This is a genomic window from Streptomyces sp. NPDC001700, from assembly GCF_053596435.1.
Genome location: NZ_JBSFGE010000004.1, coordinates 132,453 through 152,776, shown reverse-complemented (window position 1 = coordinate 152,776; position 20,324 = coordinate 132,453). Strand labels below are relative to the sequence as shown.

The following is a 20,324-nucleotide window of genomic DNA, read 5'->3' as shown; positions in this document are numbered from 1 at the left end:
GGGAGTTCACCATGGGTCGGATGACCCGGCCCGCCGCGGCATGCGCCGCTGCGGTCCTGCTGACGGCATTCGCTCCGGCGCTCACCGCGAGCGCCGCCGTGACGCCGAGAATCGACCTGCGGGTCCTGGTCCTGGACGACCACGGCCCCGCGACGGCCGCCATCACCGCCGAACTCGACGGCTCCGGCACCCCGTACACCACGGTCGACCTCACGGCCTCCGGACGCTCGCGCATCGACGCCGCGTTCCTCAGCGACACCGTCGACGGACGGCCGCGCGCCAAGTACCAGGCGGTCGTGGTCCCCAACGACAACCCGTTCGGGGACGGTTCGGCCGAGATGGCCGCGCTCACCGCGTACGAGAAGAAGTTCGGCATCCGCCAGGTGGACGCGTACACCTACGCCCGCCCCGCCGTCGGGCTCAACTACCCGCAGAACCCCGGGTACGCCGGATCACTGGACGGCCGGACCGCGAAGGTGACCGCGTCCGGCGCTTCGGGCCCCTTCGGCTACCTCGACGGCACCGTGCCGTTCGAGGACAACGACCCTAATGTGACCGAGAGTTACGGCTATCTGGCCACCCCGCTGGCACAACAGGCCGACGGCGCCACCTACACCAGCTACCTCGACGCGCCCATACCCGGCAGCTCCGCGCGCGGCTCGCTGGTCGGCGAGTACGCCCGTGACGGGCGCCGCGAGCTGGTCGTCACCTTCGTCTACAACCAGTACCAGAGCCAGTTCCGGCTGCTGGCCCGTGGCATCGTGGAGTGGCTGACCCAGGGCATCCACCTGGGCGCCAACCGCAACTACCTCGCCGTCCACGTGGACGACGTGTTCGCCGCCGACGACCGCTGGGACACCGAACTCAACTGCACCCCCGGCGACATCGACTGCGGCACCGCGGGCAACGGCGTCGAGAACGACCCGATCCGCATGACCGCGGCCGACGCGAGCTACGCCAAGGAGTGGTCCACCACCCACGGCTTCACCCTGGACCTCGCCTTCAACGGCGGCGGCAGCGAGGCCTACAAGGACGAGAACGGCGGCAGCGACCCGCTCGCCCAGCAACTCGTCGCCGACCAGGGCTCGTTCCGCTGGCTCAACCACACCTACAACCACCCCTTCCTGGGCTGTGTGCAGGACACCACCGTCGTCCCCTGGAAGTGCGCCACCACCCTCCTCGGCACCACCCGCTACGTCGGCCTGACCGACATCTCCGGGCAGATCAGCGACAACCTCACCTGGGCCGGGCGGCAGAACCTCGCCGTCGACAAGACCGAACTGGTCACCGGTGAGCACTCGGGCCTCAAGACCCTGCCGCAGCAGCCGAACGACAACCCCAACCTGTCGCCCGCCCTCACCCTCACCGGTGTCACCTCGATCGCCAGCGACGCCTCCCGGGAGCGGGAGCAGCGCACCCTCGGCCCCGCCACCACCGTGCCGCGCCACCCGATGAACATCTTCTACAACGCCGGGCGCGCCGCCGAGCAGGCGGACGAGTACAACTGGATCTACGCGAAGAAGGCCGACGGCGGCAGCGGAGTGTGCGAGACCTCCTCGGCCACCACCTGCCTGGACGCCCCGCTGGACACCGCCACCGGCTACGCCTCGTACATCGTGCCGCTGGAGTCCAAGATCGCGCTCGGCCATGTGCTGGCCAACGACCCGCGCCCGCACTACGTCCACCAGTCCAACCTGGCCGAGGAGCGGATCGTCTACCCGGTGCTGGAGAAGACCCTCGGCGCCTACGAGGGCCTCTTCGCCGACAACACCCCGCTGGTCAACCTGCGGATGAAGGACACCGGCGAGGAGCTGCGCAAGCGCGCCGCCTGGGACGACGCCCTGGCCGCCGGGCGCGTCACCGCGTACCGCGTCGGCGACACCATCACCGTCACCGCGCCCAGCGGCACCCAGGCCCCGGCCACCCTGCCGGTGGGCACCCAGCAGACCCAGACCGGCAGCGCCACCGCGTTCGGCTCCGCCTACGCCGGACTGCGCTCGGGCTGGGCCACGCCCGCCCTCGGCCGGATCACCTTCACCCTGCCCGGCGACGCGGTCCCGGCCGACCCCTCCGGCGCGGCGCCCGCGCTGCGCGCGGCCAAGCCCGCCGACGGGCTGCCCGTCCCGGCCGGGGTGCGCGACCCGGTGCCGTACGGACCGGGCGACACCAGCCGCGACTGACGGCCCGCGCCGCCCATCCGTCACGCTGACGGGCCGCGCCGCCCCGCCCGTAACACCCTCCCTCACCGCTGCCCCGCCGTGCCCACGGCGCCGTCCTGGAGAGACCGAACCGACATGCGAGGATCGCTCGCCGAGCCCACGGCCGGCACCGTCCCGGTGACCCTGCTCACCGAGGGCACCTACCCGCACGGCCACGGCGGGGTCAGCGTGTGGTGCGACCAGCTCGTGCGGGGCATGCCGGACACCGACTTCCGGGTCATCGCGGTGACCGGCACCGGGCAGGAACCGCTCGCCTGGGAGCTGCCCGCCCAGGTGCGCGGCGTGGACTGCGTGCCGCTGTGGGGGCCGCCCCCGGCGGTCCGGGCGCGCGCCCCGCGCGGGCGGGAGATGCGGACGTTCCTGGCCGGGTACGAGCGCTTTCTGCTCGCCCTGCTCGACCCGGCCCAGGAACACGCCTTCGCCCCCGAGCTGTACCGGCTCGCCGAGTTCGCCGAACGCGGCACCCTCTCCGCGGCGCTGGCCTCGGAGTCCGCGGCCCGCGCCCTGGCCCGAATATGGACCCTGCCGCAGCTGCCCACCGCCGCCGCCCGCCCCACCCTCCACGACGCGCTGACCGCGACCGACCTGCTCGAACACGCCCTGCGCCCGCTCGCCGCCCGGCCCCCGGCCGAGGGCGTCGCCCACGCGGTGAGCGGCGGACTCGCCGCGCTGCCGGGCCTGGTGGCGCGCGAGCGGTACGGCACCCCGTTCCTGCTCACCGAACACGGCGTCTATCTGCGCGAGCGCTACCTCGGCTTCCGCACCGAACCGTACAACTGGCCCGTCAAGGCGCTGCTGCTCGGCTTCTTCCGGCTGCTGGCCATCGAGAGCTACCGGCGCGCCGCGCTCGTCACCCCCGGCAACCGCTACAACCGGCGCTGGGAGGAGCACGGCGGCACCCCGCCGGAGCGCATCCGCACCGTGTACAACGGCGTGGACCCGGCCGCCTTCCCGCCCGCCGGACCCGAACCCTCCGTGCCCACCTTGAGCTGGGCGGGCCGCGTCGACCCGATCAAGGACCTGGAGACGCTGATCCGCGCCTTCGCCCTCGTACGCAAGGAGCTGCCCGACGCGCGACTGCGCCTCTTCGGCGGCACCCCGCGCGGCGCGGAGGGCTACCGCGACGGATGCCAGTCGCTCGCCCTGGAACTGGGCGTGTCCGACGCCGTCACCTTCGAGGGACGGGTGGAGGACATCCGCGACGCCTACGCGGCGGGCAACGTGGTCATGCTCTCCAGCATCAGCGAGGGCTTCCCCTTCACCCTCATCGAGGCCATGTCCTGCGGCCGCGCCACCGTCTCGACCGATGTGGGCGGCGTACGCGAGGCGGTCGGCGACAGCGGCCTCGTCGTCCCGCCCCGCGACCCGGAGCGCATGGCGCGGGCGGCGCTCACGCTGCTCGGCGACCCGGCGCGGCGCGCCGGTATGGGGGAGGCGGCCCGGCTGCGGGTGATCGAGCAGTTCACCCTGCGCCAGACCATCAGCGCCTTCCGCGAGATCTACCACGAGCTGGACGCCACCTCCCGGGCCACCGAGGCTCCGGCGATGGCGTGGCCGCTGGTCGCCGGGGGCACGGCATGAGCGGCCCGCTGCGGCTCATACCGCCCCGCCCGGCTCCGCCCGCGCCACGTCCCGTACCTCGCGCTGATGGCCCCCGGCGGCCGCGCTGGGCCCACGACCCGGTCGACGAACTCATCACCGACATGGGCGAGTTGGTCGCCGAAGCCGTCCACCCCGACGAGATCGCGGCCGTCCTGGAGGCCGACGGGCTGACAGGGGATCAGGTGCGGGAGCGCTTCGGGCGCCGGGACACCTTCGAGCTGGCGGCCGAGCTGTACGCACGCGTACCGCGCCGCCACCCCGAACCGCTGTCGCGCACCGACCCCTGGGCCGCGCACCCCGGGCGGTTCCTGTTCCGCGGGCTGGTGTTCGCCCTGCCCGGGCTCGGCTACGCGCTGGGCGCGCCGTTCCTCAGCGGCCCGCCCGACGTCCTCGGACTGCCCGCCGGAAGCGGTGCGCTCACCGCCTCCGCGCTGGTCGGCTGGGCGTGGAACCAGGCGCTCGCCCACCGCGCGTACACCCGGCTGGCGTCGGGTGGCCACGCGGCGGCCGGGCGGTGTCTGCGGATCGGCGCGCCACTGGGCGCGGCGCTCGCCTTCGTGGCCGCGCTGCTGCTTCCCGCCCCCGGCGCGGCGCTCGCCTTCGCGGCCGGACAGTCGGCCTATCTGGCGGCGGCCACGGCACTGCTCGTCCTCGGCAAGGAACGGCTGCTGCCGCTGGCGCTGCTGCCGACGGCGGTGGGCGCTGGCCTCTCGCTCGCTCTCGAACTGCCCTCCTGGGCACGGGTGGTGGCGCTGCTCGCCACCATCGGCGCCGTGCTCGCGGCCGCCACCCGCGCCACCGTACGGGCCATCGGACCCGACCCGGTGAACGCCCCGGCCCCGCCGCTCGCCGCCTCGCTGCCGTACGGGCTGTTCGGGCTCGGGTGCGCCGTGCTCACCACCGTGGCCGCGCTCGGCGACATGGTGCGGTACGGGGCCGGGGCGGCACTCGCCGGGGCCGTGGTGATCGCGCTGACCCTCAGCATGGGCGCCGCCGAATGGCTGCTGTACCGCTGTAGGGGGCTCGCGCTCGCCGCGCTCGCCGACAGCACCGGGCCGAACGGGCTGCGGCTGCGCGCCGCTCGGGTGCTCGGGCTCTGTCTGGCCGGGTACCTCGCCGCCCTGACCGCGCTCGTGTTCACCACCCACGCGCTGTGGCCCGCCGCGTCCCCGGACACCGCTCCACCACCGCTGGGGGCCGCCCGGCTGCTCGCCGTCCTGGCGCTCGGGGCGGTGCTGTGGAGCGGGCTGCTGCTCCAGGCGTTCGGCAGCGCCTGGCCCCCCGCCGCGGTGTGCCTGGCCGCGGCCGGGGCCGAAACCGCCGCGCTCGCGCTGGAGATCTCCGCCCCGGCGGTCGTCCAGCTCGCGGTCTGCGGCGCGGCGTCGGCCGTCCTGCTGGCCTTCGCCACCGCACTCCTCGGCCGGATCACCACCCACCGCTGAGCCACCTCTCACCCTTCTTTCCGCACGCGCACGCACGCACGCATCACCACAACACCCCGCAACAGAAGTGGAGTTCTGGCATGTCCGAAAACACGTCCGAAAACAAGTCCGCAAGCGCCCCGAGCACCGCCACCCCCGTCGCCGTCACCGGCGCGGAGGGGTTCATCGGCTCACACCTCGTCGAGGCGCTGGTCGCCACCGGCCACCGGGTGCGCGCGATGGTGCAGTACAACTCCTTCTCCGACTTCGGCTGGCTGGAGACCCTTCCCAAGGACGTGCTGTCCGAGGTCGACGTCGTCCTCGGCGACGTCCGCGACCCCGGATCCGTCACCGGCCTGGTCAAGGGCGCCGAGGCGGTCTACCACCTCGCCGCGCTGATCGCGATCCCGTACTCGTACCGCGCCCCGCACTCGTACGTCGACACCAACGTCACCGGCACCCTGAACGTGCTGGAGGCGGTGCGCCACCAGGAGATCCCGCGCCTCGTCCACACCTCCACCAGCGAGACGTACGGCACCGCGCAGACCGTGCCGATCACCGAGGACCACCCCATCAACACCCAGTCCCCGTACGCCGCTTCGAAGGCGGGCGGCGACCGGCTGGCCGACAGCTACCACGCGAGCTTCGCCACCCCCGTGGTCACCCTGCGGCCGTTCAACACCTTCGGCCCGCGCCAGTCCATGCGCGCCGTCATCCCGACCGTGATCGGCCAGGTGGCCGCCGGGCAGCGCACCGTCACCCTCGGGGATCTGCGCCCCACCCGCGACTTCACCTTCGTCAAGGACACCGCGGCCGCCTTCCTCGCCGTCGGCACCGCGCCCGCCGCGGACGTGGTCGGCCGCACCTTCAACGCCGGTACCGGCGGGGAGATCTCGGTCGGCGACCTGGTCTCCCTGGTCGGCAAGCTGATGGACACCGACCTCGACGTCCGCGAGGACGCCCAGCGCGTACGCCCCGCCGACTCCGAGGTGATGCGGCTGGTCTGCGACGCCTCCCGGCTGCGCGCCGCGACCGGCTGGGCCCCGGCCCACAGCCTCGAAGAGGGCCTGGAGCACACCATCGCCTTCTTCCGCGACCCGGCGAACCTCGCCCGCTACAAGACCGACATCTACAACGTCTGACCCCCTTTCACCCTTCACGCTGATTGACCGGAGAGGACTCCACCCCATGCACGCAGTCATCCTGGCCGGCGGCAAAGGCGTCCGGCTGCGCCCGTACACCACCGCCCTGCCCAAGCCGCTCGTCCCGATCGGGGAGCAGCACGCGATCCTGGAGATCGTGATGCGCCAGCTCGCGGCGGCCGGTTTCACCAGCTGCACCCTGGCCATCGGCCACCTGGGCCACATCATCCGGGCGTACGTCGGCAACGGCTCCCAGTGGGGGCTGCGCGTCGGATACGCCACCGAGGACAGCCCGCTGGGCACCATGGGCCCGCTGCTCACCATGCTCGACCGGCTGCCCGAGCACTTCCTGGCGATGAACGGCGACGTCCTCACCGACCTCGACTTCGGCGACGTGCTGCGCAGCCACCAGCAGGCCGACGCCCCGCTGACGATCGCCACCTACGCTCGCCAGGTGAACATCGACTTCGGCGTGCTCAACACCGACGAGGGCCGGGTGGTCGGCTTCGCCGAGAAGCCCAGCATGGACTACCGCGTCTCCATGGGCGTCTACGGCGTCTCCCGCGACGCCCTCGCCCGCTACACCCCGGGCCTGCCGCTGGGCTTCGACGAGCTGGTCCTGGACCTGCTGAAGGCCGGCACGCCGCCGCAGGCGTACGAGTTCGACGGCTACTGGCTGGACATCGGGCGGCCCGACGACTACGACCGGGCCAACGCCGAGTTCGACGCCCGTCGCGGCATGCTGATCAAGGGAGCGTGAGCGGGCCCGTGCGCATCCTCGTCCTGGGCGCCACCGGCTTTCTGGGCGGGCACACCGTCCGGCATCTGCGCGCGCTGTCCGGCGTGCGGGTGCTGGTCGCCGCCCGTCCGTCCGGCCGGGCCCCGCACCCCGATCTGACTCCCCGCCCGACCCCCGACCTGACCGTCGACCTGGCCACCACCGACCCGGCCGAACTGGCCGAGGCCCTGCGCGCCCTCGCCCCCGACGCCGTGATCAACTGCGCGGGCGCGGTCGGCGGCGGCGCGGTGGCGCTCACCGGGACCAACGCGCGCGGCCCGGCCGTGCTGTGCGCGGCGCTGGCGGCCGCCGCCCCCGGGGCCCGGCTCGTCCACCTCGGCTCGGCGGCCGAGTACGGGCCGGGCGCGCCCGGCCGTCCCCTCGGCGAGAGCGCGTCCACCCGGCCGCTCGGCCTGTACGGCGCGTCCAAGCTGGCCGGTACCCTCGCCGTCCTCGACTCGGGCCTGGACGCGGTGGCCCTGCGGGTCTTCAACCCGCTCGGCCCCGGCTCCCCGGCCGCGAGCCTGCCCGGCCGGCTCGCCGCCGAGCTGCGGCTCGCGATGCGGGACGGCGCCTTGGACGCCATGGACGCTGCCGAGCCGGACGCCACCGTCCGCGTCGGGGACCTCTCCGCCCACCGCGACTTCGTCGACGTGCGCGATGTCGCCCGGGCCGCCGGTCTCGCCGCCACCGAGCCCGGCGAACTCCCGCGCCTCCTCAACATCGGCGGCGGCAAGGCCCGCCCGGTACGGGAGGTGGCCGAGGGGCTGGTGAGGGAGAGCGGCTTCCGCGGCGCCGTCGAGGAGAGCGGCGGCGGCTCGGCCCGTTCGGCCGCCGTCAGCTGGCAGCAAGCGGACATCGGGGCAGCCGACCGGCTGCTCGGCTGGCAGCCCCGGTACTCCTTCGCCGAGTCGCTGACCGGTCTGTGGGCGGCCAGCAAGGACCCGGCCGAAACGCCCGCCCGGTGACGGTCCATCAGCGCCGTCTGCTCGTACCCCTGTACGTCCACCCGGCGGTCGATCCGCACCCCTGGCGGGTGCTGGAGGAGGCCGCCGGGCGGCTGTACGGCGTCATCCTCAACCTGGCGGACGGGCCGGGCATCCGCCCCGACCCGGTGTTCGCCGAGGCCGCCGGGCGGCTGCGCGCCGCCGGGGCGCCGCTGCTCGGGTACGTCGACACCGCGTACGGCCGCCGCCGGGTGGGCGCGGTCCTCACCGACGTACGGCGGTATCGCCGCTGGTACGGCGTGGACGGCGTGTTCCTCGACCGGACCGCGGCCGACCCCGCGACGCTGCCCCGCTACCGGCGGCTGGCGCTGGCCTCCCGGGTGCTGGGCGCCCGTACGGTCGTCTTCAACCCCGGCACCCACCCCGACCCGCGCTACGCCGCCCTCGCCGATCTGCTGGTCACCTTCGAGGGCCGGTGGGACACCTACCAGCAGGCCGACGTGCCGGACTGGACCGCCGCCCATCCGCCGGGACGCTTCTGCCATCTGGTGTACGGCGTGCCCTGCGGGCGGGCCGGACAGGTGGGCCGCACCGCCCGGGCGCGCGGCGCCGCCGTGCACTGCGCGGTGCCCGGAGCGGGGGCGAACCCCTGGCGGTCCGCCCCCGCCGAGCTGGAGGAGGTCCCGCGATGAGAGCGCGGCGCGTGACGGCGGCGCTGATCGCCGCCCTGCTGCTGATCCTGACCGGATGCTCGGGCGGCGGCTCGCCGGACCCCGGCGACGACCGGCCGCCCGGGCCCCCGCGCTGGCAGCCCCGCCCCGGCACCGCCTGGCAGTGGCAGCTGGCGGGCCGGATCGACGAGTCGGTCGACGTACCCGTCTACGACATCGACGGCTTCGAGAACTCCGCCCGGACCGTCGCCCGGCTGCACGCCCGGGGCCGCAAGGTGATCTGCTACATCAACGCCGGCGCCTGGGAGAACTTCCGGCCCGACCGCGCCGCCTTCCCCCGTTCCCTGCTGGGCCGGGGCAACGGCTGGCGCGGCGAACGCTGGCTGGACATCCGTCAGCTGTCCGTCCTGCGCCCGCTCATGGCCAAGCGGATGGACATGTGCCGGGACAAGGGCTTCGACGCGGTCGAGCCCGATCTGACCGAGGGCTACCGCAACCGCACCGGCTTCCCGCTCACTGCCGCCCACCAGCTCGCCTACAACCGCGCGATGGCGCGGCTGGCCCATGACCGGGGCCTGGCCATCGGTCTCAAGAACGACCTCGACCAGATCCCCCAGCTGGTGCGGGACTTCGACTTCGCGGTCAACGAGGAATGCGCCCAGTACGACGAGTGCGACAAGCTCACCCCCTTCATCCGGCGGAAGAAGGCGGTCTTCCACGCCGAATACGCCCTGAAGCCGGGCGCCTTCTGCCGGACCGCGCAGCGGCTCGGGCTCAGCTCGATGCAGAAGCGGCTGGACCTCGACCCCTGGCGCCGCCCCTGCTGACCGCCGCGCGCGGTTCCCCCTTCTTGGTGCTATATCCGGCCATTTTCGCCAGCCTCCCGGCCGGAACCGGAATCCCTTCACCGCGTGACGCCGTGCCCCCACGGCGTCACGCGGTGTTCGGCGTTCCCGAGATCGCGCGTGTCAAGGCCCAAGCCGCTCGGTGCGGGGATTGGCAACTTGCTGCCGAAGGGGAAGCGGCGGCGCTCAGACGCGGTTTGCTGATTGAAGCAGACAGGCGCGGCCTGCGGCGGAGAACGGCGGAACGGCGGAACGGCAGAACGGGGGGGACCAAGGACGAGGTGGCCCTGGACGGGGGTCGGGGCCACCCGTGGCGCAGGCGGCGTCGGGGAGATTCAGCCCCGACGCCGCCTCCCGGCCACCGTGCCGGACTTAAGGTCTGGAGCCATGCCGAACACCGTCCACACCGCGGCGAACGCCGATACGGCCGACACCGCCGCTCTGATCGAAGATCTGTATCCGGCCCTGGCCGCGCTCCGGGAGGCGGGCCCGGTCCACCGGATCAGCGGCACCGACGGCCGCCCCGCCTGGCTGGTCACCCGCTACGACGATGTGCGGCAGGCGTTCGCCGACCCGCGCCTCTCACTGGACAAGCGCCACGCCGCGCCGGGCAACTACAGCGGTTTCTCGCTGCCGCCCGCCCTCGACACCAACCTGCTCAACATGGATCCCCCGGACCACACCCGGGTGCGCCGCCTCGTGGTCAAGGCGTTCACCCCCGGCCGGGTCGAGAAGCTGCGCGAACCGGTCCGGCGCGTCGCCGGTGAACTGCTCGACGCCATCGAGGCCGACGGCCGCGCCGATCTGCTCGCCGCGTACGCCGGACAGCTGCCGATCATCGTCATCTGCGATCTGCTCGGCGTCCCGGAGGGGGACCGCCAGGACTTCCGCGCCTGGAGCGACGCCCTGATCACCCCCGACCCGGCGCGGCCGCAGGCGGCGAAGGAGGCGGTCGGGGCCATGCTGCGCTTCTACACCGGCCTCATCGCGAAGAAGCGCGCCGAACCCGGCGACGATCTGCTGTCCGACCTGATCAGGGTGCGCGACGACGAGACGGAGGATTCGGCGAGCGGGGGCGACCGGCTCAGCGAGGACGAGCTGACCTCGCTCGCCTTCCTCATCCTGCTCGCGGGCTACGAGAACACGGTCCACCTCATCGCCAACTCCGTGCTCGCCCTGCTCGACCACCCCGACCTCCTCACGGAACTGCGCGAGGACCCCACGCGCATCCCGGCCGCCTTCGACGAGCTGGTCCGCTACGAGGGCCCGGCCTCGCTCGCGATCCGCCGCTTCCCCCGGGAAGACATCGAGATCGGCGGCGTGACGATCCCCGCCGGGGAGACCGTGCTGCTCTCCGCCGCCTCGGCGCACCGCGATCCGACCCGTTTCCAGGACCCGGACGCACTCAATCCGCATATTGGCCGATCCGGGCACCTCGGGCTCGGCCACGGCATCCACTACTGCCTCGGCGCACCGCTGGCCCGGCTGGAGACCGATATCGCTCTGGCCACGCTGTTGTCCCGTTTTCCTGGGCTGCGGCTGGAGGGCCCGAGGGAGGAGCTGCGCTGGCGTCCCTCGATCCGCGCGCGTGGCCTGATCTCGCTGCCTGTGGCGTGGTGAACGAAGAAGCGAACAGGTTTTTGATGCATAACCCTCGGTGGATGCGGTAAAAAGGTCATCGAGCCCGCCCGGTGTGCATCCCCCGTCGCACCGGGCGGGCCTTCTTTGTGCGGGCCCGCCGACACGCGCGACCGGACCCGCACCCGGTGTCACGGCAACCCCTACGCGCCCCGTAAACCCCGGACTTACCAGCGGGTAATCGGTCGGAACCGGGCATCCGGGGCCGAGAGTAACCTCACATCCCTACCCTCTGCTGCGGCTTTAGCCACGCCCATTAGCCTCCCTTTCATGACGGTCCTGCCCGACGGGCTTCCCCTAGCCGATGAATTCCCGGATGTGACACGAGACGAGTGGCATCGCCTCGTGGAAGGCGTGCTGCGTAAAACCGGCGCGTCGGATGCCACGGGCGTACACGCCGAAGCCGCTCTCGCGACCGAGGTGGAGGACGGCATCACCGTCCGACCCCTCTACACGTCCGAGGACGCCCCGCAGGACCCCGGCCATGGCCACTCCGGTCACCCCGGCTTCGCCCCGTATCTGCGCGGCGCGCGTCCCGCCGGGTCCGCGGTCTCCGGCTGGGACATCCGCCAGCGGCACATCCACCCGGACGCGGCCACCACCAACCGGGCCGTGCTCGCCGACCTGGAGCACGGCGCCGGGTCGGTGTGGCTGGCGGTCGGCGAGGGCGGGGTGGCCGTCGACGCGCTGCCCGAGGCCCTGGCCGGTGTCTACCTCGACCTCGCGCCCGTCGTCCTCGACGCGGGCGCCGACTTCGAGGCCGCGGGCCACGCCCTGCTGCGGCTGTACGCGGACCGTCAGGTGCCGCCGCACGCGGCGCTCGGCAACCTGGGCGCCGACCCGCTGGGCCTGGCGGCCCGTACCGGCCGGGACGCCGATGTGCCCGCCCACCTGGCCGCCGCCGCCGACCTGGCGGTCGCCTGCTACCGCGACCACCCCGGCGTACGGGCCCTCACGGTGGACGCGCTGCCGTACCACGAGGCCGGTGGCGGGGTCGCCCAGGAGCTGGGCTGCTCGCTGGCCGCCGGAGTGGCGTATCTGCGCGCGCTGACCGGGGCCGGGATGACCGTCGAGGCGGCCTGCGCCGAGCTGGAGTTCCGCTACGCGGCCACCGCCGACCAGTTCACCACCATCGCCAAGCTGCGCGCCGCCCGGCGGCTGTGGGCGCGGGTCGCGGAGGCGTGCGGGGCGGCCACGGGCTCACCGGAGTGCGCCCAGCGCCAGCACGCCGTCACCTCGCCGGTGATGATGACCCGGCGCGACCCCTGGGTGAACATGCTCCGCACCACCGTGGCGAGCCTGGCCGCCGGGGTCGGCGGCGCCGACGCGGTCACGGTGCTGCCGTTCGACAGCGCGATCGGCCTGCCGGACGACTTCGCCCGCCGTATCGCCCGCAACACCTCCACGATCCTGCTGGAGGAGTCGGGGCTGGCCCGGGTGATCGACCCGGCCGGCGGCTCCTGGTACGTCGAGTCGCTGACCGACGAGATCTGCCGCGCCGCGTGGGCCTGGTTCCAGGAGATCGAGCGGGCCGGGGGACTGGCAGCGGCGCTCGCCTCAGGGCTGGTGCGCGACCGGCTGGCCGCCACCTGGGAGCGCCGCTCGCGCGCGCTGGCCCGCCGCAAGGAACCGATCACCGGCGTGAGCGAGTTCCCGAACCTCGCCGAGCCGCCGGTCGAGCGCGCCGCCGCGCCGGAGCGGCCCGGCGGCGGGCTGCCGAGGGTGCGCCGCGACGAGGCGTACGAGGCGCTGCGCGCCCGCTCCGACGCGTATCTGGCCGACCGGGGCGCCCGGCCCCGGGTGTTCCTGGCCGCGCTGGGACCGGCGGCCGTGCACACGGCCCGCGCCTCCTTCGCCGTCAACCTCTTCCAGGCGGGCGGCATCGAGGCGGTGCAGGAGCCGGTCACGGTCGACGCGGAGTCGGTGGCCGAGGCGTTCGCCGCGAGCGGCGCGGCGGTGGCCTGCCTGTGCTCCAGCGACAAGGTGTACGCGGAGCAGGCGGTGGCCGTCGCCGAGCGGCTGAAGGCCGCGGGGGCGGCGCGGGTGCTCCTGGCCGGGCGGCCTGGGACACTTCAGGAAGAGTACGAGCGGGCCGGGGTGGACGGGTTCGTCTTCGCCGGTTGCGACGCGGTCGAGGCGCTGACCTCGGCTCTGGACATCATGGGGGTGCGGTGATGGGCGGGATCCCGGATTTCTCGGCCGTCGAGTTCGAGGGACCGGCCGACGAGGGGGCGTCCGGCGGTGCCGGTTCCGCCGCCTGGGCCGCCGCGGTGCAGGACAGCGTCGGCAAGGGCGTCGAGGACCTGGTGTGGGACACCCCCGAGGGCATCGGCGTCAAGCCGCTGTACACGGCGGAGGACCTGGACGGGCTGGACTTCCTCGACACCTACCCGGGCGTGGCGCCGTATCTGCGCGGCCCGTACCCGACGATGTACGTCAACCAGCCCTGGACGATCCGGCAGTACGCGGGCTTCTCCACCGCCGAGGAGTCCAACGCGTTCTACCGCCGCAACCTGGCGGCCGGTCAGAAGGGCCTGTCGGTCGCCTTCGACCTGCCCACCCACCGCGGCTACGACAGCGACCACCCCCGGGTCACCGGTGACGTCGGCATGGCGGGCGTGGCCATCGACTCGATCTACGACATGCGGCAGCTCTTCGACGGCATCCCGCTGGACCGGATGTCGGTGTCGATGACGATGAACGGCGCGGTGCTGCCCATCCTCGCGCTCTACATCGTGGCCGCCGAGGAGCAGGGCGTCGCGCCCGAGAAGCTGGCCGGGACCATTCAGAACGACATCCTCAAGGAGTTCATGGTCCGCAACACCTACATCTATCCGCCGCAGCCGTCGATGCGGATCATCTCCGACATCTTCGCCTTCACCTCGCAGCGGATGCCGCGCTACAACTCCATCTCCATCTCCGGCTACCACATCCAGGAGGCCGGGGCCACGGCCGACCTGGAGCTGGCGTACACCCTCGCGGACGGCGTGGAGTACCTGCGGGCCGGGATGGAGGCCGGGATGGACGTGGACGCGTTCGCGCCGCGGCTCTCGTTCTTCTGGGCGATCGGCATGAACTTCTTCATGGAGGTCGCCAAGCTGCGGGCGGCGCGGCTGCTGTGGGCCAAGCTGGTCAAGCAGTTCGACCCGAAGAACCCCAAGTCGCTGTCGCTGCGCACCCATTCGCAGACCTCCGGCTGGTCGCTGACCGCGCAGGACGTGTTCAACAACGTGACCCGTACGTGTGTCGAGGCCATGGCCGCGACCCAGGGCCACACCCAGTCGCTGCACACCAACGCCCTGGACGAGGCCCTCGCCCTGCCGACCGACTTCTCGGCCCGGATCGCCCGCAACACGCAGCTGCTGCTGCAGCAGGAGTCGGGCACCACGCGGGTGATCGACCCGTGGGGCGGCAGCGCCTACGTCGAGAAGCTGACGTACGACCTGGCGCGGCGGGCCTGGCAGCACATCGAGGAGGTCGAGGCGGCCGGGGGCATGGCCAAGGCCATCGACGCGGGCATCCCCAAGCTGCGCGTCGAGGAGGCGGCCGCCCGCACCCAGGCGCGGATCGACTCCGGGCGCCAGCCGGTGATCGGCGTCAACAAGTACCGGGTCGACAGCGACGAGCAGATCGAGGTCCTCAAGGTCGACAACTCCTCGGTGCGCGCCCAGCAGATCGAGAAGCTGCGGCGGCTGCGCGCCGAGCGCGACGAGGCGGTGTGCCAGGACGCGCTGCGCGCGCTCACCGCCGCCGCCGAGTCCGGGCCCGGCAGCGGCCTGGAGGGCAACCTGCTCGCGCTCGCCGTGGACGCCGCCCGCGCCAAGGCCACCGTCGGGGAGATCTCCGACGCGCTGGAGAAGGTGTATGGCCGCCACTCCGGCCAGATCCGTACGATCTCCGGTGTGTATCGAGACGAGGCCGGACCGTCGTCCGGTGTGGACCGCACCCGCACGCTGGTGGAGAAGTTCGAGAGCGCCGAGGGCCGCCGTCCCCGCATCCTGGTCGCCAAGATGGGCCAAGACGGGCACGACCGCGGTCAGAAGGTGATCGCGACCGCCTTCGCCGACCTCGGCTTCGACGTCGACGTCGGCCCGCTGTTCCAGACGCCGGAGGAGGTCGCCCGGCAGGCGGTGGAGGCCGATGTGCACATCGTCGGCGTCTCGTCGCTGGCCGCCGGCCACCTCACGCTGGTGCCCGCGCTGCGCGAGCAGCTGGCCGAGGCGGGCCGCGAGGACATCACCGTCGTCGTCGGGGGCGTCATCCCGCCGCAGGACGTCCAGACCCTGCACGAGGCCGGTGCCGCCGCCGTCTTCCTGCCGGGCACGGTCATCCCGGACGCCGCCCACGACCTGGTGCGGAAGCTGGCAGCCGACCTCGGCCACGAGCTGTAATGCCACGGACGATCGACATCGAGGAGTACGCCAAGGGCGTGCTCGACGGCAAGCGCGCGTACATCGCCCGTGCCATCACCCTCGTCGAGTCCACCCGGGCCGATCACCGCGACCTCGCCCAGCGGCTGCTGATCGAGCTGCTGCCGCACACCGGCGGGGCGCGGCGGGTCGGCATTAGCGGGGTGCCCGGGGTGGGCAAGTCGACCTTCATCGACGCCCTGGGCACCATGCTCACCGGGCTCGGCCACAAGGTGGCGGTGCTCGCCGTCGATCCGTCCTCCAGCCGTACCGGCGGCTCCATCCTGGGCGACAAGACCCGGATGGAGCGGCTGGCCGTCGACCCGGACGCCTTCGTACGGCCCTCGCCGAGCGCGGGGACGCTCGGCGGGGTCGCCCGCGCCACCCGCGAGTCCATGGTGGTGATGGAGGCCGCGGGCTATGACGTGGTGCTCGTGGAGACCGTCGGCGTGGGCCAGTCCGAGACGGCGGTCGCGGGCATGGTCGACAGCTTCCTGCTGCTCTCCCTGGCCCGCACCGGCGACCAGCTGCAGGGCATCAAGAAGGGCGTCCTGGAGCTGGCCGACGTCGTCACCATCAACAAGGCGGACGGTTCGCACGCCCGGGACGCCAAGTCCGCGGCCCGCGAACTGGCGGGCGCGCTGCGGCTGTTGCAGCCCCCGGACGCGCCGTGGAACCCGCCCGTGCTCACCTGCTCGGCGCGCGAGAACACCGGGCTCGACGTGGTCTGGGAGCGGCTGGAGCAACACCGCCGGGTGCTGGAGGCCACCGGCGCGCTGGAGGCCAAGCGCCGCGACCAGCAGGTCGGCTGGACGTGGTCCATGGTGCGCGACCAGCTGCTCGCCCGGCTGCACGCCCACCCCGGGGTGCGGCGGCTCGCGCCCGGCCTGGAGCAGGACGTTCGCGACGGCACGCTGACGGCGACGCTGGCGGCGGACCGGCTGCTGGAGGCGTTCCGTACGCCGTCCGACGGCTGAGTGCCGACCAGTGCCGACCGTGGGATGGGCGGCCGCCGAGGTGGGTCCGTTCTTCGCGCTGCGCACCGGGCCCGGCGATCCGCGTGCCGAGGGATACGCGCCGATCGGCGAGGCGTACGGGCTGACCGGCGAGGGCGCCGCCGGGCCGCTGCTGCGCGGCCGGGTGGAGGCGGTCGGCGCGAGCCTGGGCACCGATGAGCCGAGGGTCGCGGCCTCGCTCGTCTTCCAGGGGCTCGCCGCCCGCGTCTGGTCGCTCGCGCTCGGCCCCGCCGTCCTGACCGGCGCGGTGTACGACCTCCGCCCCGACCAGCTGTGGTGGAACCCCGCGCGTGTCGCCCCCGACGACCTGTGGTGGCCCGGCGCGCCGCGCGCGATGGGCGAACCGGGCGGGCTCGCCGGACAGCTCGCCACGTGCGCGTACGGGCATCTGACGCCGCTGCACCACGCCGTCGGCCGCGCGTACCGGGTCTCGGACCGGCTGCTGTGGGGCAACGCCGCCTCGGCGCTGGTGGGTTCGCTGCGGGTGCTGCACGACTGGTGCCGGGCGCGGGGCCTGGACGAGGCGGGGGAGCGGGCGGTGGCGGTGGCCCGCGCCCAGTTCGCCCACCCGCCGCTGTGTGACGCGGGGGAGTTGACCACCGCGCCCCTCGCCTTCCGGCGCCGCACCTGCTGCCTGTACTACCGGGTGCCGGGCGGCGGCCTGTGCGGTGACTGCGTTCTGCGGCGGTGACCGCGTACCGCGCTCGGCGGCCGCCGGATACGGTGTGTACATGCCGAAGAACGAGAACGTGTTCTCATCCTGGCGGGCGTGGCGCCGCCGTGCCACGTCCCGGATGGTGCACCGCGGATGGCGCGCCGTCCAGCGCGCGGGCGCGGTGACCGCCGACCGGCCCGGCCCGTACCGCTTCGGCCGCATCGGCACCGGCACCCGGTTGGCGTTCCCCCAGGGCACCGTCTTCGGCGAGCCGTGGATCGAACTCGGCGACCACTGCGTGGTCGGCGAACAGGTCACGCTCACCGTCGGCATGATGCCCGGCCTCGACCTCGGCCCGGAGCCCATCCTGCGGCTCGGCAACGGCGTGGTCCTGGGGCGCGGCAGCCATGTCATCGCCTCCCGGGACGTGGTGTTCGGCGATGACGTGTTCTGCGGTCCGTATGTCTACGTGACCAGCGACAACCATTCGTACGACGACCCCCACCAGCCCATCGGGCGGCAGTGGCCGCGCTGCGCCCCCGTCGAGATCGGCTCCGGAAGCTGGCTGGGCGCGGGCGCGGTGATCCTGCCCGGGGCGCGGCTGGGCCGTAACGTCGTCGTCGCGGCCGGAGCGGTCGTACGGGGCGAGGTGCCCGACCACGCCGTGGTCGCCGGGGCGCCCGCCCGCGTCATCCGCCGCTGGGCCCCCGAGGACGGCTGGCAGCCGCCACTGCGGACGCCCGCACCCGAGCCGATACCGGCCGGGATGACGGCGGAGCAGCTGCTCGCACTGGCCGAGGCGGAGCCGGAGGCGGGAGCGTCGTAGCAGGTCAGTAGAGTTGCAGCCGCCCCCGAACCACCACGAGGAACATCTGTGAGCCCACCACCCACCCCCCTGACCGTCGTCGGCGTCGGCGCCGACGGATGGGACGGGCTCGCCCCGGACGGCCGCGAGGCGCTGCGCACGGCCGAGGTCATCATCGGCGGACCGCGCCAACTCGGCCTGCTGCCAGCGGAATGCGCCGCCGAGCGCGTCCCCTGGCCGTCCCCGCTGCGCCCCGCCGTCCCCGGGCTGCTCGCCGCGCACGCCGGGCGCCGGGTCTGTGTGCTGGCGAGCGGCGACCCCATGTTCTTCGGCATCGGCCGCACCCTCACCGAGCTGCTGGGCCCCGGCGCGCTGCGGGTGCTGCCGCATCCCTCGTCCGTCGCGTACGCCTGCGCGCGGCTCGGCTGGGCGCAGGAGCACACCGAGGTGATCAGCCTCGTCGGCCGCCCCCTCGCCGCCCTGTCCCGCGCCCTGTACCCGGGCCGCCGGGTGCTCGTCCTCAGCGCCGGTGCCGCGACCCCGGCCGAGGTCGCCGGGCTGCTGCGGGACCGGGGCTTCGGCCCGACCCGGATGCGGGTCCTGGAGCAGCTGGGCGGCGCGCGGGAACACACCGTCGAGTCCACCGCCGAGGCGTGGCCCCACCCGCCCGGCGACCCCCTCAACGTCATCGCCCTGGACTGCGCCCCGGCGGCGGACACCCCGCACCTGTCCGCCGTCCCCGGGCTGCCGGACGCCGCGTACGAACACGACGGCCAGCTGACCAAACGCCACGTCCGCGCCGCCACCCTCGCCGCCCTCGCCCCCGCCCCGGGCGAACTGCTGTGGGACGTCGGCGGCGGCTCCGGCTCCATCGCCGTGGAATGGATGCGCGCCCACCCCGCCTGCCGCGCGGTCTCCGTCGAACGCGATCCGGTACGCGCCGAGCGCATCACCCGCAACGCGACCGCCCTCGGCGTCCCCGCCCTGCGCGTCGTCACCGGCGCCGCCCCGGCCGCCCTCGACGGCCTGCCCGCCCCCGACGCCGTCTTCGTCGGCGGCGGCGCCACCACGCCCGGCCTCCTGGAGGCCTGCTGGACCGCGCTCCCCGTCGGCGGCCGCCTCGTGGTCAACACCGTCACCCTCGAATCCGAAGCCCTGCTCACCACCTGGTACACCCGCCACGGCGGCGACCTCATCCGCCTCGCCGTCTCCCACGCCACGCCCGTGGGCGGCTTCACGGGCTGGCGCCAGGCGATGCCGGTCACCCAGTGGTCCACCACCAAACGCGGAGAAACACGATGACGGTGTACTTCATCGGCGCGGGCCCCGGCGCCGCCGACCTGATCACCCTGCGCGGCGCGCGGACCCTCGCCCGCTGCCAGGTGTGCCTCTACGCGGGCAGCCTCGTCCCGCGCGAACTGCTGGCCGAATGCCCGCCGGACGCCCGGCTGGTCGACACCGCCGGGCTCGACCTCGACCAGATCACCGCCGAGTTCGCCACCGCCCACGAGGCGGGCCACGACGTGGCCCGCCTCCACTCCGGCGACCCGTCGGTCTTCAGCGCCGTCGCCGAGCAGATGCGGCGCCTCGACGCGGCCGGGATCCCGTACGAGGTCGTCCCCGGCGTCCCCGCCTTCGCCGCCGCGGCCGCCGCGCTGAAGCGGGAACTGACGGTCCCGACCGTCGGCCAGACCGTCATCCTCACCCGCGTCGCCCAGCAGGCCACCCCCATGCCCGACGGCGAAGACCTCGCCACCCTCGGCCGCAGCCGCGCCCTCCTCGTCCTGCACCTCGCCGCCCGCTACGTGGACCGCGTGGTCGGCGAACTCCTCCCGCACTACGGCCCCGACTGCCCGGCCGCGGTGGTCGCCATGGCCAGCCGCCCCGACGAACTGGTCCTGCGCGGCACCCTGGCGGACATCGCCGACCAGGTGAAGGCGGCGGGCGTGGTCCGTACGGCCGTCATCCTGGTAGGCCAAACCCTCGCCGCGGCCCAGTTCCAAGACAGCCACCTCTACTCCCCGGACCGCCCCCGCACCCCCTGAGCCCCACCTGCCACGGACACCGGGCGAGGCCCGCGCCCCGCCCGGGCTGTGCGCTGTCCGCGGCCGGAAACGTCTGCACCTGCGGGCGGATGTCGTGGCGGGCGGCGAAGTCGATCATCTGTCGGGTCTGT

The 20,324-nt window shown here is 73.8% G+C and carries 16 protein-coding genes; all 16 read left to right on the top strand.

The window, feature by feature from the left end:
- Window positions 1-11: 11 nt before the first annotated feature.
- The 16 genes from ACWC5C_RS09120 (at window position 12) to cobM (ending at window position 20,193) form a co-directional block, all read left to right on the top strand.
- Window positions 12-2,180 (top strand): hypothetical protein, encoded by a 2,169-nt coding sequence (locus tag ACWC5C_RS09120; protein WP_450874816.1) that lies wholly within the window; start codon window positions 12-14, stop codon window positions 2,178-2,180.
- A 114-nt stretch (window positions 2,181-2,294) separates the two neighbouring features.
- Complete coding sequence (gene pelF, locus ACWC5C_RS09115; protein ID WP_450874815.1) at window positions 2,295-3,800, top strand: GT4 family glycosyltransferase PelF; 1,506 nt, start codon at window positions 2,295-2,297, stop codon at window positions 3,798-3,800.
- Window positions 3,797-5,263: a hypothetical protein gene (locus ACWC5C_RS09110; protein WP_450874814.1), complete on the top strand. Its 1,467-nt coding sequence runs from the start codon at window positions 3,797-3,799 to the stop codon at window positions 5,261-5,263. The genes pelF and ACWC5C_RS09110 overlap by 4 nt, the downstream gene beginning before the upstream one ends.
- A gap of 80 nt (window positions 5,264-5,343) precedes the next feature.
- Window positions 5,344-6,384 (top strand): SDR family NAD(P)-dependent oxidoreductase, encoded by a 1,041-nt coding sequence (locus ACWC5C_RS09105; protein ID WP_450874813.1) that lies wholly within the window; start codon window positions 5,344-5,346, stop codon window positions 6,382-6,384.
- 46 nt (window positions 6,385-6,430) lie between these two features.
- Window positions 6,431-7,144, top strand: a complete 714-nt coding sequence (locus ACWC5C_RS09100; RefSeq protein ID WP_450874812.1) for a nucleotidyltransferase family protein — start codon at window positions 6,431-6,433, stop codon at window positions 7,142-7,144.
- Between the two features lie 8 nt (window positions 7,145-7,152).
- Complete coding sequence (locus tag ACWC5C_RS09095) at window positions 7,153-8,130, top strand: NAD-dependent epimerase/dehydratase family protein (RefSeq protein ID WP_450875134.1); 978 nt, start codon at window positions 7,153-7,155, stop codon at window positions 8,128-8,130.
- A complete protein-coding gene (locus ACWC5C_RS09090; RefSeq protein WP_450874811.1) occupies window positions 8,127-8,801 on the top strand; it encodes a spherulation-specific family 4 protein in 675 nt (224 codons plus the stop codon). The genes ACWC5C_RS09095 and ACWC5C_RS09090 overlap by 4 nt, the downstream gene beginning before the upstream one ends.
- Window positions 8,798-9,607, top strand: a complete 810-nt coding sequence (locus tag ACWC5C_RS09085; RefSeq protein WP_450874810.1) for an endo alpha-1,4 polygalactosaminidase — start codon at window positions 8,798-8,800, stop codon at window positions 9,605-9,607. The genes ACWC5C_RS09090 and ACWC5C_RS09085 overlap by 4 nt, the downstream gene beginning before the upstream one ends.
- A gap of 405 nt (window positions 9,608-10,012) precedes the next feature.
- On the top strand, window positions 10,013-11,245 hold the full coding sequence (locus ACWC5C_RS09080; RefSeq protein ID WP_450874809.1) for a cytochrome P450 family protein: 1,233 nt from the start codon (window positions 10,013-10,015) through the stop codon (window positions 11,243-11,245).
- A gap of 288 nt (window positions 11,246-11,533) precedes the next feature.
- A complete protein-coding gene (gene mutA / locus ACWC5C_RS09075; protein WP_450874808.1) occupies window positions 11,534-13,438 on the top strand; it encodes a methylmalonyl-CoA mutase small subunit in 1,905 nt (634 codons plus the stop codon).
- Window positions 13,438-15,654 carry a methylmalonyl-CoA mutase gene (gene scpA / locus ACWC5C_RS09070; protein ID WP_450874807.1) on the top strand — a complete coding sequence of 739 codons (2,217 nt, stop codon included), beginning with the start codon at window positions 13,438-13,440 and terminating at the stop codon, window positions 15,652-15,654. Before mutA ends, scpA begins: the two co-directional genes overlap by 1 nt.
- On the top strand, window positions 15,654-16,649 hold the full coding sequence (gene meaB, locus ACWC5C_RS09065) for a methylmalonyl Co-A mutase-associated GTPase MeaB (protein ID WP_450874806.1): 996 nt from the start codon (window positions 15,654-15,656) through the stop codon (window positions 16,647-16,649). The genes scpA and meaB overlap by 1 nt, the downstream gene beginning before the upstream one ends.
- A gap of 10 nt (window positions 16,650-16,659) precedes the next feature.
- Window positions 16,660-17,379, top strand: coding sequence for a (2Fe-2S)-binding protein (locus ACWC5C_RS09060; protein WP_450874805.1), 720 nt, complete (start codon window positions 16,660-16,662; stop codon window positions 17,377-17,379).
- A gap of 40 nt (window positions 17,380-17,419) precedes the next feature.
- Window positions 17,420-18,169 (top strand): acyltransferase, encoded by a 750-nt coding sequence (locus tag ACWC5C_RS09055; RefSeq protein WP_450874804.1) that lies wholly within the window; start codon window positions 17,420-17,422, stop codon window positions 18,167-18,169.
- Window positions 18,170-18,217: 48 nt separating this feature from the next.
- Window positions 18,218-19,450, top strand: a complete 1,233-nt coding sequence (gene cbiE, locus ACWC5C_RS09050; protein WP_450874803.1) for a precorrin-6y C5,15-methyltransferase (decarboxylating) subunit CbiE — start codon at window positions 18,218-18,220, stop codon at window positions 19,448-19,450.
- A complete protein-coding gene (gene cobM, locus ACWC5C_RS09045; RefSeq protein WP_450874802.1) occupies window positions 19,447-20,193 on the top strand; it encodes a precorrin-4 C(11)-methyltransferase in 747 nt (248 codons plus the stop codon). The genes cbiE and cobM overlap by 4 nt, the downstream gene beginning before the upstream one ends.
- Window positions 20,194-20,324: the final 131 nt, after the last annotated feature.

Coding starts and splice junctions, on each gene's coding strand:
- ACWC5C_RS09120 (WP_450874816.1), top strand. CDS start 12: ATGGGTCGGATGACCCGGCCCGCCGCGGCATGCGCCGCTGCGGTCCTG.
- pelF (WP_450874815.1), top strand. CDS start 2,295: ATGCGAGGATCGCTCGCCGAGCCCACGGCCGGCACCGTCCCGGTGACC.
- ACWC5C_RS09110 (WP_450874814.1), top strand. CDS start 3,797: ATGAGCGGCCCGCTGCGGCTCATACCGCCCCGCCCGGCTCCGCCCGCG.
- ACWC5C_RS09105 (WP_450874813.1), top strand. CDS start 5,344: ATGTCCGAAAACACGTCCGAAAACAAGTCCGCAAGCGCCCCGAGCACC.
- ACWC5C_RS09100 (WP_450874812.1), top strand. CDS start 6,431: ATGCACGCAGTCATCCTGGCCGGCGGCAAAGGCGTCCGGCTGCGCCCG.
- ACWC5C_RS09085 (WP_450874810.1), top strand. CDS start 8,798: ATGAGAGCGCGGCGCGTGACGGCGGCGCTGATCGCCGCCCTGCTGCTG.
- ACWC5C_RS09080 (WP_450874809.1), top strand. CDS start 10,013: ATGCCGAACACCGTCCACACCGCGGCGAACGCCGATACGGCCGACACC.
- mutA (WP_450874808.1), top strand. CDS start 11,534: ATGACGGTCCTGCCCGACGGGCTTCCCCTAGCCGATGAATTCCCGGAT.
- scpA (WP_450874807.1), top strand. CDS start 13,438: ATGGGCGGGATCCCGGATTTCTCGGCCGTCGAGTTCGAGGGACCGGCC.
- meaB (WP_450874806.1), top strand. CDS start 15,654: ATGCCACGGACGATCGACATCGAGGAGTACGCCAAGGGCGTGCTCGAC.
- ACWC5C_RS09055 (WP_450874804.1), top strand. CDS start 17,420: ATGCCGAAGAACGAGAACGTGTTCTCATCCTGGCGGGCGTGGCGCCGC.
- cobM (WP_450874802.1), top strand. CDS start 19,447: ATGACGGTGTACTTCATCGGCGCGGGCCCCGGCGCCGCCGACCTGATC.